The sequence below is a fragment of the Neobacillus sp. DZ-9 genome (assembly GCF_059587065.1).
Genome location: NZ_JCAIOL010000007.1, coordinates 60,114 through 74,317, shown reverse-complemented (window position 1 = coordinate 74,317; position 14,204 = coordinate 60,114). Strand labels below are relative to the sequence as shown.

At 35.8% G+C, this 14,204-nt stretch carries 18 protein-coding genes; 5 read left to right on the top strand and 13 right to left on the bottom strand.

Going from position 1 to position 14,204, the window contains the following annotated elements; genetic code table 11:
* Positions 1–25: 25 nt before the first annotated feature.
* Complete coding sequence (locus tag AC59HZ_RS19785; RefSeq protein ID WP_496547521.1) at positions 26–646, bottom strand: cysteine hydrolase family protein; 621 nt, start codon at positions 644–646, stop codon at positions 26–28.
* A 330-nt stretch (positions 647–976) separates the two neighbouring features.
* Here AC59HZ_RS19785 and AC59HZ_RS19780 point away from each other — a divergent pair, with 330 nt between their 5' ends.
* Both AC59HZ_RS19780 and AC59HZ_RS19775 read left to right on the top strand, forming a co-directional pair.
* Entirely contained in the window at positions 977–1,453 is a 477-nt protein-coding gene (locus AC59HZ_RS19780; RefSeq protein WP_496547520.1) for a hypothetical protein, read from the top strand.
* A gap of 225 nt (positions 1,454–1,678) precedes the next feature.
* Positions 1,679–2,143, top strand: a complete 465-nt coding sequence (locus AC59HZ_RS19775) for a hypothetical protein (RefSeq protein ID WP_496547519.1) — start codon at positions 1,679–1,681, stop codon at positions 2,141–2,143.
* Between the two features lie 95 nt (positions 2,144–2,238).
* On the opposite strand, the gene AC59HZ_RS19770 is transcribed toward AC59HZ_RS19775, so the two are convergent.
* Entirely contained in the window at positions 2,239–3,522 is a 1,284-nt protein-coding gene (locus AC59HZ_RS19770; protein ID WP_496547518.1) for an aspartate aminotransferase type Ic, read from the bottom strand.
* A gap of 252 nt (positions 3,523–3,774) precedes the next feature.
* Between AC59HZ_RS19770 and AC59HZ_RS19765 the strand changes: the two genes are divergently transcribed.
* Positions 3,775–4,233 carry a nucleoside deaminase gene (locus AC59HZ_RS19765; RefSeq protein WP_496547517.1) on the top strand — a complete coding sequence of 153 codons (459 nt, stop codon included), beginning with the start codon at positions 3,775–3,777 and terminating at the stop codon, positions 4,231–4,233.
* Between the two features lie 148 nt (positions 4,234–4,381).
* Positions 4,382–5,182, top strand: coding sequence for a polysaccharide deacetylase family protein (locus AC59HZ_RS19760; protein ID WP_496547516.1), 801 nt, complete (start codon positions 4,382–4,384; stop codon positions 5,180–5,182).
* 250 nt (positions 5,183–5,432) lie between these two features.
* On the opposite strand, the gene AC59HZ_RS19755 is transcribed toward AC59HZ_RS19760, so the two are convergent.
* From AC59HZ_RS19755 to AC59HZ_RS19705, 11 genes are all read right to left on the bottom strand, one after another.
* Positions 5,433–6,146 (bottom strand): urease accessory protein UreH domain-containing protein, encoded by a 714-nt coding sequence (locus AC59HZ_RS19755; RefSeq protein WP_496547515.1) that lies wholly within the window; start codon positions 6,144–6,146, stop codon positions 5,433–5,435.
* A 151-nt stretch (positions 6,147–6,297) separates the two neighbouring features.
* Entirely contained in the window at positions 6,298–6,618 is a 321-nt protein-coding gene (locus AC59HZ_RS19750; protein ID WP_496547514.1) for a hypothetical protein, read from the bottom strand.
* Positions 6,619–6,794: 176 nt separating this feature from the next.
* Positions 6,795–7,262 carry a DUF3291 domain-containing protein gene (locus tag AC59HZ_RS19745; protein ID WP_496547513.1) on the bottom strand — a complete coding sequence of 156 codons (468 nt, stop codon included), beginning with the start codon at positions 7,260–7,262 and terminating at the stop codon, positions 6,795–6,797.
* A 423-nt stretch (positions 7,263–7,685) separates the two neighbouring features.
* Positions 7,686–7,895 carry a helix-turn-helix domain-containing protein gene (locus AC59HZ_RS19740; protein WP_496547512.1) on the bottom strand — a complete coding sequence of 70 codons (210 nt, stop codon included), beginning with the start codon at positions 7,893–7,895 and terminating at the stop codon, positions 7,686–7,688.
* An 11-nt stretch (positions 7,896–7,906) separates the two neighbouring features.
* Positions 7,907–8,389, bottom strand: a complete 483-nt coding sequence (locus tag AC59HZ_RS19735; protein WP_496547511.1) for a DUF2975 domain-containing protein — start codon at positions 8,387–8,389, stop codon at positions 7,907–7,909.
* A 266-nt stretch (positions 8,390–8,655) separates the two neighbouring features.
* The gene (locus tag AC59HZ_RS19730) at positions 8,656–9,249 is read right to left on the bottom strand and encodes a YdeI/OmpD-associated family protein (protein ID WP_496547510.1); all 594 of its coding nucleotides are present in this window, start codon (positions 9,247–9,249) and stop codon (positions 8,656–8,658) included.
* Between the two features lie 18 nt (positions 9,250–9,267).
* Positions 9,268–9,639: an iron chaperone gene (locus AC59HZ_RS19725; protein ID WP_496547509.1), complete on the bottom strand. Its 372-nt coding sequence runs from the start codon at positions 9,637–9,639 to the stop codon at positions 9,268–9,270.
* 73 nt (positions 9,640–9,712) lie between these two features.
* Positions 9,713–10,240 carry a permease gene (locus tag AC59HZ_RS19720; protein WP_496547508.1) on the bottom strand — a complete coding sequence of 176 codons (528 nt, stop codon included), beginning with the start codon at positions 10,238–10,240 and terminating at the stop codon, positions 9,713–9,715.
* A complete protein-coding gene (locus AC59HZ_RS19715) occupies positions 10,237–10,719 on the bottom strand; it encodes a hypothetical protein (protein ID WP_496547507.1) in 483 nt (160 codons plus the stop codon). The genes AC59HZ_RS19720 and AC59HZ_RS19715 overlap by 4 nt, the downstream gene beginning before the upstream one ends.
* Positions 10,712–11,053, bottom strand: coding sequence for a PadR family transcriptional regulator (locus AC59HZ_RS19710; RefSeq protein WP_496547506.1), 342 nt, complete (start codon positions 11,051–11,053; stop codon positions 10,712–10,714). Before AC59HZ_RS19710 ends, AC59HZ_RS19715 begins: the two co-directional genes overlap by 8 nt.
* 139 nt (positions 11,054–11,192) lie before the next feature.
* Positions 11,193–12,287, bottom strand: coding sequence for a site-2 protease family protein (locus AC59HZ_RS19705; RefSeq protein ID WP_496547505.1), 1,095 nt, complete (start codon positions 12,285–12,287; stop codon positions 11,193–11,195).
* Between the two features lie 333 nt (positions 12,288–12,620).
* On the opposite strand from AC59HZ_RS19705, the gene AC59HZ_RS19700 reads away from it, so the two are divergent.
* Positions 12,621–14,120 carry a malate:quinone oxidoreductase gene (locus tag AC59HZ_RS19700; protein WP_496547733.1) on the top strand — a complete coding sequence of 500 codons (1,500 nt, stop codon included), beginning with the start codon at positions 12,621–12,623 and terminating at the stop codon, positions 14,118–14,120.
* Positions 14,121–14,204: the final 84 nt, after the last annotated feature.

Sequence of the window (14,204 nt, the reverse complement as noted above, 5' to 3'; positions counted from 1 at the left end):
GTGAACTCGGGGGACCGTGTTTTACTTATAAAAGAGAGAGTGCCTGTTGAGTTGACCATGTACCACTGCTGAATGCATGATAATTGGTAATAGCTGCTTGAAAATCCTTCTCGCTTATGGTGGCAGTGGCATCATAAACAACAGCTGTTTGGAATCCATTCTCGATTAAGTCTCTCATATGGGATTCTACACAAATGTTTGATAGAACACCTGCCAAAATCACCTTTTCTTTTCGATGCTGACGTAATTGGTACACAAGATCATTTGTCTGCGGACTGGCAATCTTATGGGCGGTCGCAATCACAGTTTGGCTAGATAAAATGTAGGGCTTAAGTGAAGGAACCCAGTCGGCTCCGACAGAAGTGTAGTCATTTTGCTTTTGATACATTCGAAGCTTTAATAGCATTTCTTGTTCGGCCCCCGTAAATTGCCAACTATAATCATGGGGATATATATAATGAGGGGAGATAAAAAGTTGATATCCTTTACTCATGGCTGTCCTTATTAGAATTTCAAGGTTACCTAGTGTGTTGTATTGCTCAATAATTTTTTTGGTTAAATGGTATCCTTTACCTCCGGGGGACAGAAAGTCATTTTGTGGGTCCGTTATGACGATAGCTGTATTAACGGGTTTTGGTATAAACATTTTTTTCCTCCAATTCATATAAATAAGTTTCCAGTCTTTTAATTCAACTTATGTTCTTTGTTGAATATATATTGATGTGTGCTTGGACAAATTCTATTTTTAATCGAGTTTGGTATTAAATTGGAATAGTCACTGTTTTTAGCGAAGGGAAAGTTTGTGAGGAATTGTCCTTAAAATAACTGTGGCAAGAGGTAAAAATCCAACTGCTATTATAGCAGCTTTTTTTTACACTAAAGGAGCAGTTTAGTGGAACATTGAATTTTTTGATTACCGAATAATAAAACTGAATCCTTTTCTGTGAAATGGTAATTATATGGAAGGGGGGATTAAATGATAGGTCTAATTACCGCAATAATTATATTTAATTTCATTTCATTTAAAACCAATAAAAGACTGACATTTAATCAAATTCTTCATATTTGGACATTTTCCGTTGCGTTTCAAAGTGTATTTGACGTTTTCGTGGTTTATAAATACGACGGATACTGGTTTTTCAAAAAAAATGTTTTAGAATGGGCAAGTATTCTTCCGCATTTGATTTTAGTCCCATCTGTAAACATAATGTTTTTAAATTGGTTTCCTTTTAGAACCAAAGTTACAAAACAAATTTCTTACATTTTCCTTTTCACAATAGCATGCGTAATATATGAGGCAATTACCTTACTTCCTGAACCTTGGGGATATTTTCATTATGGATGGTGGAAATTATGGCATGCAGCTATTTTTGACCCTATACTTTTGCTTATTTTAGTAGGTTATTACAAATTGGTATGTAAGGCAGAAAACAAAACCAGAACAAGCTTTTAAAAAAGATTTTCCCAATTTGTGAAATATTGTACTTAAACAAACGGGTGCAAGAGTTAAAGAAGGGGATCGCTGCAGCGATTCTTTTTTCTTGTTGCACGAACGGGGCATTTACTTGAATAAGCAAAATGCATCCATATTTCGAAAACGCACATTTAAATTCAAAATATGAAACAATCCGATTAAAATTTTAAATACTACATAATGATATACTCTTGAGGTGATATAGTGAAAAAATCAAAATTACTTCTAATTATGCTAATTCTCCCTTGGATAACAGTTCCGTTTATGGGTTTAAATTCCTTTAAAAAATATCTTCCTTCAGCACTTTTTAGTTGCACTTTTACAAAAGCTTTAGATATGTACGGTGAAAAAAAGAAATGGTGGAAGTTTTATAAAGGTATCGGGGCTTTGGATAGTATGAATTTTTTTAACTTTGGTCCTTATCTTGTTACCAGTCTTTGGATGTTAAAAATAACTTATGGTAAATTTCCATTATATTTAATTGTTAATGCAATTAATCACATTACATTTACCTTCATTGGACTAAAAGTTTTAAAACGTTACAAAATTGCTGGTTCCCTAGTTAAAATGAATAAATTACCGTATTTACTGTTACTTACTTTTAGAGGAGTAGTTCTATATGGTTTTCAATTGATAATTGACTTGAAAAAATCAAATTATAAGATTTAGCAGCTTATTAAAGCCTTTTCTTATTCCGCTAACCGGGTTTACCGAATGGGTAAAAAGACCTAGTTTCGATAAAAATAAACTAGGTCTTGAGAATATTATTTATTTAGTAGTTTTTTAACACTCGCTAATTTTACACATACACATAATACCTCAATAGCGGTTTCAAGTTCAGTTACTGTAGGGTATGTTGGGGCAATGCGAATGTTCCGATCTCTTGGGTCTTTGCCATATGGAAATGTTGCACCTGCATTAGTCAAAGTAACTCCTGCTTCAGCAGCAAGCTTAACTACTTCCTTCGCGCAGCCATCAAGAGTATTCAAACTAATAAAATAACCACCGTTAGGTTTACTCCATGAAGCAATATTATATTTTCCCAATTGAGAATGAAGTACTCTCAATACCATATCAAATTTAGGTTTAATGATCTCACTATGCTTTTTCATATGTAGATTAATATTTTCTACGTTCTGAAAAAAACGAACATGACGCAATTGATTAATCTTGTCAGGGCCAATTGTTTGGTACGATAGCTGCTTTCGGATAAAATAGATGTTTTCTTCATTAGCAGCCATTACAGCAATACCAGACCCCGGGAAGGTAATCTTTGATGTTGAGGAAAAAATAAAAACTCGATTTGGGTGACCTGCATCTTTACAAGCTTCAAGGATATTTTTTACCATGGCGTGTTCTTCAGTAAGATGATGGACGGTATAAGCATCATCCCAAAAAATCTTGAAATCATTCGCTTTGGTATACATACTAGCCAGGCGTTTTACAACTTCATCACTGTATGAGGTGCCCTCAGGATTACTATATTTCGGAACACACCATATTCCTTTTATTAAGTCATCTTTACTTACTAGTTCTTCGATTTTATTCATATCCGGACCATCTTCTAACATATCAATGGTGATCATTTCAATATTGAATAGTTCACAAATCGCAAAATGTCTATCATATCCAGGACTAGGACAAAGAAACTTCACTTTCGGTAGTTTCCCCCAGGGGACCTTGCTGTCTATTACGCCATGAAGTAATGCCCTGGAAACTGTATCATGCATCATACTAAGACTGGAATTGCCCCCAATAATTACTTCCTTGGGATTTACCTGAAGCATTTCAGCAAATAATTCTTTTGCTTCTTTCAAACCATCGACCGAACCATAATTACGAATGTCTATCTTTTCAGCGCTTTCTATTGAGCTTGTAGAGTTCAATACGTCAAGCAGCCCTAAGGAAAGGTCGAGTTGTTCTGGACTAGGTTTTCCCCTAGACATATCTAGTGAAAGTTTTTTAGCCTTATATTCATAATATTTTTCTTCTAATTTTGAATACAGTTCCATTAATTTTGAATGAGCCATGTTGTTTAAGTCAGTCAAATTTATTTCCTCCCTCTACACTTATACAATAGGTATTTATTCGGTAACTTTTCAAGTAATCCTTCAAGAATATTAATCCGTAAAAATTCTTTGTTCAATTCATCCAAAAGTAGACAATTAAATGGATTCTTTTGTAGCCATCGAAGCCACTTTCTTTATTCATCTACCGGGCAGGTTAGCTTAACAAAAGTTTGATGAATATGGGATAATCATTCACGATGGTCAAAACTTATTGAAATGGAGGTTTATAAGATGTTAAAAAATGATGAATATTTTATGAGAAAAGCTATAGAAATGGCTTTACAAGCTAGAAAAGAGGGAAATGAACCTTTTGGAGCTATTTTAGTTAAAGATGAAGAAATTGTGATGATTGGAGAAAATAAAATAAATACCTTCTGTGATCCTACTCATCATGCAGAAATTGGGCTTATCAGAAAGTTTTGTTCTGAACAAAATATTTTTGATTTAAGCGAATATGCCTTATATACTAGCTGCGAACCTTGTGTAATGTGCTCTGGAGCAATGGTTTGGTCAAATTTAGGGAAATTGGTATATAGTGTATCACATGATCAATTAGCAGAAATAGCTGGGAGTAACATTATGATATCCTCCAAGGAAGTTTTTGAAAAAAGTCCTCAAAAACCAATAGTGATTGAAAGAATATTAAATGAAGAAGGTTTAAAAGTATTTGAGGGATATAACTTTAAATAATATGCATTTATTATTAAGTCGTTAGTGATGCCATATACTGGTATCACTTTTTATATTTCAACATTTATTCCATAATCTGATTTCGATAAATATTTTTAATAAAGATTAGAAAAAATAAGTTCATCATGAAGGAGGAGGAGCTTATCCAATGAAAAAAATTTTGTTCATTAGCGTGCTTTTATTAATTTCCTTTTTCTCCTTTCAAGTAAATTCGGATGCATCCGATAACAGTCGAGAAAAATATGAAAAAACTGGGCGTGTTATTTGGGAAGTAAACACAAAAGAAAAGTTAGTTGCCCTTACTTTCGATGATGGACCGCATCCTATTTTCACTCCTCAAATACTGAATATATTAGCAAAACATGATGCTAAAGCTACATTTTTTGTAGCTGGCAATAAAGTAGTCAGATTTCCAGATCTTTTAAAAAGAGAAGTTAAAGAAGGACATGAAATTGCCAATCATACATTCCATCATATTTATGGGAATATAACCTCTGCAAAACTATCCTCTGAATTGGATGAAACGGATAAAATTATTAAGAAATTCACTGGTTTAAAGCCGTCTCTCTATCGTCCCGTAGGGGGATTTTATAATGACGTAATTATTAATACCGCTATAAAAAATGGAAAAGAGGTCGTATTATGGACATGGGATCAAGATTCTCGTGATTGGGCAGATCCTCCAGCAAGTCAAATTTACAGTAATATAAAAAAAGGGGTAAAACCAGGTAATATCATTATCTTTCATGATTGGCATGGTAGTGAATATACTCAAACCTGTTCTACAACAAAAGCCTTAGAAAACATTTTGGACTTTTTAGACAAAAACGGGTATAAATGTGTAACGGTAACTGAATTGCTCTACCGTTCAACGCAAATATTTCCAGAGTCTTTTGGAATCTATCCTTCAAAGAAAGGAAAAACTTCTCCCATTGAATTAATGTTTTAAAAATACATTTTTTCGCATCGTTTTTGTGCAATTGTTCTTATCCAGCTGCCATTTTGGCGGCTATTTTTATTAAGCTAACGGATGCAGAAAAGTTGAACAGAGGATAATAAAATAGATTGCTTGAGGCATATTTAGAAAAACTTTTATGAAGGAAGTTGATTTAAGTGAATAAGAAGAAAGCATACTCGGTTTCTTTAGTTAATATGAAAGAAGAGAGATGGAAAATCCATCTCTCTAACCATTAAAACTACTATATCCAAAGTTTAAATAATCCTTCAGTGATCCCTAAGTTGTACATATAGAAGATCCCAAACGCTATACTAATCACACCGGTTACTTGAGTAAGTGTTTTATTCAGCGTTACTTTTTTGGCACTGAAAACGAATGGAATCCCTATTATTGTGGTAAAGAAAAGCATTCCAAGAATTGTCCCTGTACCAAATATAAGGATATAAATAGCTGCTTCCCAAACATTTTTAACGGTACTCATCGTTAATAGAACCATCGCTCCACTTCCAGCAAGGCCATGTACTAAGCCAATCACTAATGATTTTAAATAGGAAACATGTTTATGTTGGTGGTTATGCTCATGTTCACCACCATGGTTATGAGAGTGGACATGTTTATGATTTTCTCCATCGTGCTTATGCTGATGTAAGTGGATTTTCCTAAAGGAAAGGATAGTTGAAGCACCAAGATAAACAAGCATAATACCTACTAAAAACTCTAGTGACATAGCCCATTTTTCAGGTATTTCACCTTTCATAAAAATAAGAATAATACCAATAATAAATAATGTGGCAGTATGACCTATTCCCCAGAATACTCCTGCTAAAGACGAGCGAAGTAATTTTTTACTTTGACTAGCAATGGTAGACACAGCGATCACGTGGTCTGGTTCTATTGCATGCTTAATGCCAAGCACAAATCCTAATGCTAGAATTGAGAGAAAACCTATCTCCACTAATTTTCCTCCTTAAATACATATATGGATAATAAAAAAACCAAAACGAAAACCCTATATAAATAGGGCTTTCTTAATAATAACACAGAAGTGGATTGATAGTTTGTTTATTAAACATATTCATTCAAAAAAAGGCTTAGGGTCCTTCTTTTTAAAAATAAAATTCATTCCCGTTTTCTATATAGAGTGTGTTTTGTAATCCGGTTTGGTTTACTAGATATTCAAATAGATTTTTTGCGGTGTTTCTGATTATCACGCTTAGACCTAAGTTGTCAAACACACGTGCATAGCAGCGGATTATCAAGGTGTCATTTTCTTTTAACAGATGATAATAGACGGTCTCTTTCTGTACTTTCGAAAAACAGTGGATAAATAGATATTCATCTGTTGGTTCGATTCCTTTTATCAAAAGTTCTTTTTGAACAATTCGTGTTATTTCCGCGATTTGTTTTTCTGATAAATTTATTCTCATACCAGATTCACCATCTTTTTTTAAAATTAAGAGAGTGACACTTTTGCCACTCCTCATAACTTATTTAATCCAAGCGCCATCTGCACGCCGATTTACCATTGCTATATTCTAATTACATTTAGAATTTTAACACATACCCTCTAATCTATGAATGGGGCAGGTAGTAAAAGCTGCGTTTATTTAAGCAAAAACGTCTCTCCAGCTTCATCAAATGCGTGCTTATAATCAAACGCAAAAGGAGTCGGTCCATTCTGAATATAATAGTTGTATCTCTTGAAAGCTTCCTCCCAGGATACATCCTTCACCTTTTCCGTCCACCACACTACATAGGTAGGTTGTTTCACCTGTTTGGGTTCAATCCACTTGTTCCTGTCGCGTAAGGCTTGCTGATGTCGACCTGAATAGGTAAAGCGATATAATGATTGCAGGCTTTTCCATACCGTTAGTGTAAGAATTGGCGCACCGTCCCCCTTGATCGCTTCTTCAGGGAATGGCACTCCATAAGGTGAAAACTCCTCTAAAAGCTGCCCTGATTTAGCGGCCTGTCGAATTATTTCGTATCCCACTTCAAAAAACTCGCGAGAAGCAGGATGTTCATACGGATGAGTCAGCCTGCCAACAGTATAGATTGCAACAAAAGCCATTATAATCACTCCATTTCCACTTTTTACCTACATATATTCAAGAAGGAATGGGCTAATTCCTATTGGTTAAATTGATTAAAACTAAATAGCGGTGGTATTCTACAATTTTGTGGTGGTATTCTACAATTCTAGGGGTGGTTCCTACAAATTTAGGTGGGTATTCTACAAAAATAATCCCTCATTCTACAAATGAGGGATTACTTCAATAATTTTAAGGGTATATCCAACAAATTTGTGGTGGTATTCTACAAATTTAGGTTGGCATTCTACAAAAATAATCCCTTATTCTACAAATGAGGGATTACTTCAAAAAATATAAATGTATATTCTACAAATTTGTGGTGCTATCCTACAATTTGTGGTGTGTATTCTACAAAATTGGCTTGGCTTTCTACAAATTCAATTCCTCATTCTACAAATGCATCATTCTTCGCTTTTGTACTCTAAAATATCCCCAGGTTGACACTCTAATGCTTTGCAAATTGCCTCTAGAGTTGAAAACCGAACCGCTTTTGCCTTTCCATTTTTCAATATAGAAAGATTCGCCATTGTGATTCCAACCTTCTCCGAAAGTTCCGTTACGCTCATTTTCCGCTTAGCCAGCATCACATCAATATTGATTATTATCGCCATCGTTTTTCACCTCAGACCGTTAAGTCATTTTCTGATTTTATGTCAATCGCCTCTTTTAGAAGCTTTTGAAGGACAGCGGCAAAGACTGCGATCACCATGGAAGCAAAAGGAACAACCAAACCGACAAAGATGACACCTGGGGCATCGTCTTTCTCCGCAAACAGATAGAAAATCGGCAAGACTAAAACATGCAGGGCAGAGATTGTGATGGCGCATTGTTTGATTTTCTTTAAAGCATTTACAGATAAATCGGAGAAAGCTTCATTTTTGTCAATATAGCGTAAAAGTTTGAAAGCCTGATACAAAGCAAAGTAAAAAGGGATCGCCGATGCATAAAAAACTGCGGAAACGAGAAATTTTATATTAGCAAACCCTGGAAGCAATTTTGCTACAACCTTCTCGATCTCAGGCACCAAAAAAATGCACAAAGCAAGAATTGGGATCCCTATAAGAATAACAGCTATCTTTAAAAACAGTGTTGTCACTTGTTTCATAAAAAGCACCTCACTTATTTATTGTAAATTTGATTTTAATACAATATTTATCGTTTTTCAATAAATTATTATTGATTATAATTATATCTACAAAAATTTCATTACGAAAAAAAGGGCCAAAAAAAAAGCGTTGTATTATGATACAACGCCCAATTTTGCCGTCTCATTTCTCTGAACCTAGTGCCAGAGATTCCCTATGGCATTGTTTATGATGTATACGGAATAAGTGGAGGAAAATCGGAAAAAGTGTATTTGACTAACTTGAATTAATCATTTAATCCCTTCCCATCGAGAATCTGCTGCACATATTTTTCAACCCTTGATTCTCGAGTTTTGGATTGTTTGGGCTGAGAAAAATGAAGGATATACGCTCTTTGCCGTCCCGGCGTCAAGGCTTCAAATGCCGTTTTCAAGGCAGGCATTTCAACGAATTTATTTTCAAGCTCTTCTGGAATTATGTATTCTGTCGTCTTTTTAAAATCCACTTCCAAACCGGCTTTTTCCACTTCAATGGCTTCGTAAATATAGTCTTTCAAGATGGTTTCCATATTAACGATTTCTTGAACATTGGTGAACCGAATCTGGCGCGCCGCCTGTACATTCTCCGTTTGTTGGATCAGAATCCCATGGGCATCCTTTAACAAGGCACCTTTGTGAAACAGAAGCGCACAATATTCTTTGAATCCATGTATTAGAACGATGTTTTTATCCTTAAACGTGTAACAAGGATGCATCCACTTAAATTCTTCGGTCAGCTCACAGTCAAGAACGATAGCTCGCAGCTTTTCATATTCTTCCTTCCACTTTTTTGCTTTACCTAAAAATTCATCAACCTTCGGATTCAATTTACTATTTGTCATCCAGGACACTCCTCATCATTACTTCCGCCAAAAAGTGGAACAGTCTGCCTTATCCAAAATATTAAACTCAATCATTCTCTCAAGTAAGGCGAAATCAACCGGACTACCCCACGGGAGACGTATCAGCCCCTTGGTGTGACTATAGCCAGACTGGACAATTTCTTCAGAAAAACGAGTAATACCTGCCTCTTCAGGGGCAACAGCCAAATGTTGTTTGGCAACGCTAAAGCCAATAATATAGGTGCCGTGATCAGTAAACATAGGCTGATTCCACTTAATTTCTGGCACTAAATGTGGGTATTTATTAGCTACCCAACTCAAAACTTCTTCCGTTCGGTCCCGATGTTGCGGGTTATCAATACGAGCTAAGAATTCTGCAAAAACTTCCATGTCGTTCCCTCCTAAAATAAATATTGGAATAAAAAAGAGGATATAGTAAATACTATATCCTCTAATCTTTAATCTAAACTTCTTTAGTTATATCATACTGTAACAATTGGCGATGATCATAAAATTTTTCAAAAATAACGCCCATTAAATAGAAAAATAATAAGCCAAAACAAATGTGAATGAGGGTAAATGTACCTCCAAATGAAGCAAATTCATATACAATAACCGGTAATTTCGCGGTAGTCCAAACTCCTAAGAAAAATACAATGTAGCGTATGCTTGCTCCTTTTTTTAATAAAAGTGCTGCAATCGGAAAAGCTAGGTAGAGGGGGCCAGCTGCAATTCCGCCCAATAATAGGGAGAACAAAATGCCATAGATGCCGGATTTTTCCCCCATATATCTAATTAGTGTTTCTTTCTCCACCCATTTGTCAAGCAAACCGACGAATATTAAGACAGGAGGGAGTAGAAACAGCATATCTAAAATGCTTTTTCCGGTTAATTGAATTGCTTTCCATCCCACTGATTGGTTTATAAAGGTAAGGATCATAAGACCAAATAACAAAATCAAAAAGAAACGATATCTTTTTAATTTTTTCATCCCATCACCACCCAAATAATATATGAAAATAGTAAAGCCATTAACATTGCAGAAGCGTTGCGAGCATAGGCAAAGCTGCGCCCAAATATCTTTTGTTCCATAGGTAAACTTGTGATTCCTACGGACATTAACGTAGACATTAATACAGCTACTTGAGGGAGTCCTGCACCATTTTGGACTAATGTGTGTCCAAGAGGAAATACAACAAAGCTTGGAACTAGTGCAATAGAACCAATTAATGCTGAATAAACAATACCTGTCAATCCAGATTTCTCTCCAATGATGGATGAAATGAAAGATGGAGTTAATATGGATAGTGATAGTCCAACGAAAAGCATAATGGATAGCATGTCAGGTATAATATTTCGAAAGCTTTTCCATGACTTTGATAGAGCATCTCTAGTCTTATTACGATCTTTTATAAAAGAAATACTCAGAAGAAGAATCGCCAAAGAGTAAAGGATCGCACCACTAATCATGATCGTACTCCTTCCATTCTTTGTATTTATTTAAGAAAAAGGATAAATTCTTCATTTTTTCTTCAATATCTATTTGAAAATCATCTAATTTTCTTTTTCCAACTGGAGTAATTTTGTACATCTTAATCAGCTTATCTTGTTCAGATGTGTCCAAATAAGACTCAACAGCCCCTTCTTGTTCTAAAGTTTTTAAAGTGCGATAAAGAATGGCACTATCAATTGGATTGATGGGAAGCTGTTGTTCACATTTCTGCAGAAGTTTCCCTCCATAGCTATCTCCCTCTGTTAAAAAAAGCAAAAGAAAGGCACCTGTATGTCTCCCTGTATGTTTCATAAATATATAACCCCCTAATCAATATCTTACTGTTAATAACAGTATACTGTCATAGACAGTAATATGTCACTAACAGTATGTTTTTTTTTATAAAAATTAAAAAGGTACACCTCCAAGTATGAAAGTGTACCTTAAAAAATTATCTATTCATCTCGCGTTGTATCTCCGGATGATTCATAAGGATGTCATTTCCGTAATAGTAACTAATGGCCAGTGCAACAACTAGTCCGATGTAGATGAAAAATAACTGTGCTTTTGTTTTTTTATCCGTTTTATAATAGGTTTTCGTTGTCAGTACTTCCTTTTTATATGCTGCTAATTTTCCTTCTAATTGCTGGAGAATCCCCTCAATGACCTGCTGATTGTTGTTGCTATCTTCTTCACTTATAGAAAAGGTTCCTGATAAGTGTTGAAGATAAAGCTCCTTTTTCATTTTTTCAATTTCTGAATTCAGTTTATTGAGTGTTTCGATTATCTCCCGGCTCGTGACTTTCCTTTTTGCCTTGCTGGCCATTTCTTGGACGGAATTTAAATCGTGGGATTCTTGTTTTAATTTTACTAGTAAGTGCTCAAGCTCTTGGACTTCCAGTTGATCGTCCTTTAAACTTTTTTGTTTTTTATATAATTTATACCATTCCATTGAGCCCAGGATGACGATAAAGAATCCCAGGAAACTAATATTCATAATGGAATATGCCAATAATAAGATAATCCCTAATCCCCACAGCTTGGTACTAATCCCTGCGGCGATTCTTCCGCCATCTAATGGGGTGATGGGGATTAAATTAAATAAATTGATTATCGCTCCCAATATTATCAGCAGGGCCCAGAATGGTTCATGTGTGTATAAATACAAAGGTATAGCGGGCAAAAAGGATAATAATCCAAATAGAGGCCCCATGTAGGCGACATATCCCTCATCTTTTGCATTTTTTGGCATTTCCTTCATTCCAATAACTGCCCCCATAAAAGGAATAAATATAGCTGGGCTGACAGGCAGCTTAATCCTTTTAGCCGCAAACAAGTGTCCCATTTCGTGGACAAACAGTAGGTAGACTAGAGCTACTGCAAACTTCCAGCCAAAGATAAAGGCATAGGCTCCGAGCGTAATAAACATGCTCAAAAGCGTTTGCAGCTTAAGAAATTTAAAAACTACTAAAATATATTTTAATTTACCTAATAATAAAACTCCGATTGTTCCTAATATTCCTAAAGAGGTTTCCTTTTTTTTCACATAAACATCTCCTTTTGTAGAAGAAAATGACGCCGTATGTCTATTATACAAGAATATATTGGAAAGATGCTTTAGAATTAATTACGATCAATATAGAAGGGATTTTTGGAGAAAAAGTCTTCAAATGGAAGGTTTTTAATCATTGTGGAAGTACTTCTCACTTTAAACAAGTTATTAAATAAACTATAATTATCGTATAATAGAAATTAATAACCTTAATACAATAGAAATAGTAGTATTTGAGACAGAAAAGGTGTGTTACTTGGTCGCGCCTCAGTTTGGTGTGCCGCTGCATCTTTCTGCAAATTTCAGGAGAAAAGGTTGGTAAAAATGATGAGCATAAAAGAAACGAAGACAGACGTCATTTTAATCGGTGCAGGAATCATGAGTGCAACTTTAGGGACACTCTTGAAAGAATTAGTACCGGAAATGGAAATTACTGTGTTTGAAAAGCTCGCCAACGCTGGAGAAGAAAGCTCTAACGAATGGAATAATGCGGGAACGGGGCATGCGGCACTGTGCGAGCTTAACTACACCGTCGAAAAACCAGATGGTTCTGTAGATATTAGTAAAGCGATTAATATTAATGAACAGTTTCAGGTCTCCATGCAATTTTGGTCTTATCTTGTAAACAGTGGGCTGATCCAAAATCCAGAGGAGTTTATCAGACAATTGCCTCACATGAGTTTAGTACATGGGGAAGAAAATGTAACTTTTTTAAAGAAGCGATTTGAAGCGCTGTCAAACAATCCCCTATTTAAAGGGATGGAATTTTCCGATGACCATGACAAACTGATTAATTGGATTCCGCTTATAATGGAAGGCCGTACCTTGAATGAATCGATTGCGGCAACCAAAATCGATTCAGGAACAGATGTTAACTTTGGTGCTTTAACGCGCATGTTGTTCGACCACTTAAAGAAGCAGAACGTAGAATTGAAATACAATCATCAAGTTGATGATATTACACGGACTAGCGATGGTTTATGGGAAATGAAAGTGTGGAATATGGCTACTGGAAACATCGAACGTCATACTGCCAAGTTCATCTTTATTGGCGGCGGAGGCGGAAGTCTTCATTTATTGCAAAAAACCGGTATTCCTGAGTCAAAGCATATTGGAGGATTCCCTGTAAGCGGACTATTTATGGTATGTAACAATCCGGAAGTTGTCGAGCACCATCATGCAAAAGTATACGGTAAGGCAAAGGTTGGTGCACCGCCAATGTCTGTACCGCATCTTGACACAAGATTTATCGACAATAAAAAGTCGTTACTATTTGGACCATTTGCCGGTTTCTCACCAAAGTTCTTAAAAACGGGCTCCATGATGGATTTGGTGACTTCCGTAAAACCAGATAATCTCGTAACGATGTTGGCTGCCGGTGCAAAAAACATGTCATTGACTAAATACCTGATCGAACAAGTAATGTTATCGAAGGAACAGCGCATGGAAGAGTTGCGTGAGTTTATCCCGAGCGCGAAAGCCGAAGATTGGGATTTAGTCGTAGCAGGCCAGCGTGTGCAGGTTATCAAAGATACGGAGGCAGGCAAAGGAACGCTTCAATTCGGTACAGAAGTAATCACAGCTGCTGATGGCTCAGTCGCCGCGTTACTTGGCGCATCTCCAGGTGCTTCAACGGCTGTTCACGTTATGCTTCAGGTAATCAATAAGTGCTTCCCGGACCAGGTTTCGGAGTGGGAAGGGAAAATCAAAGAAATGATACCTTCCTATGGCGTGTCACTAATGAAAAACCCAGAGCTTCTGCAGGAAATTCATACTTCCACAGAAGAGGCACTAGGCCTGCGTGAAAAAGAATTGGTCTATAGTTAAGTAATTAAAGCAAAGAACCTTTGATCCATTTTTGGATTGGAGGTTCTTTTTTTTTATTTGTGGGTTAATAATGCTCGTCTGGTG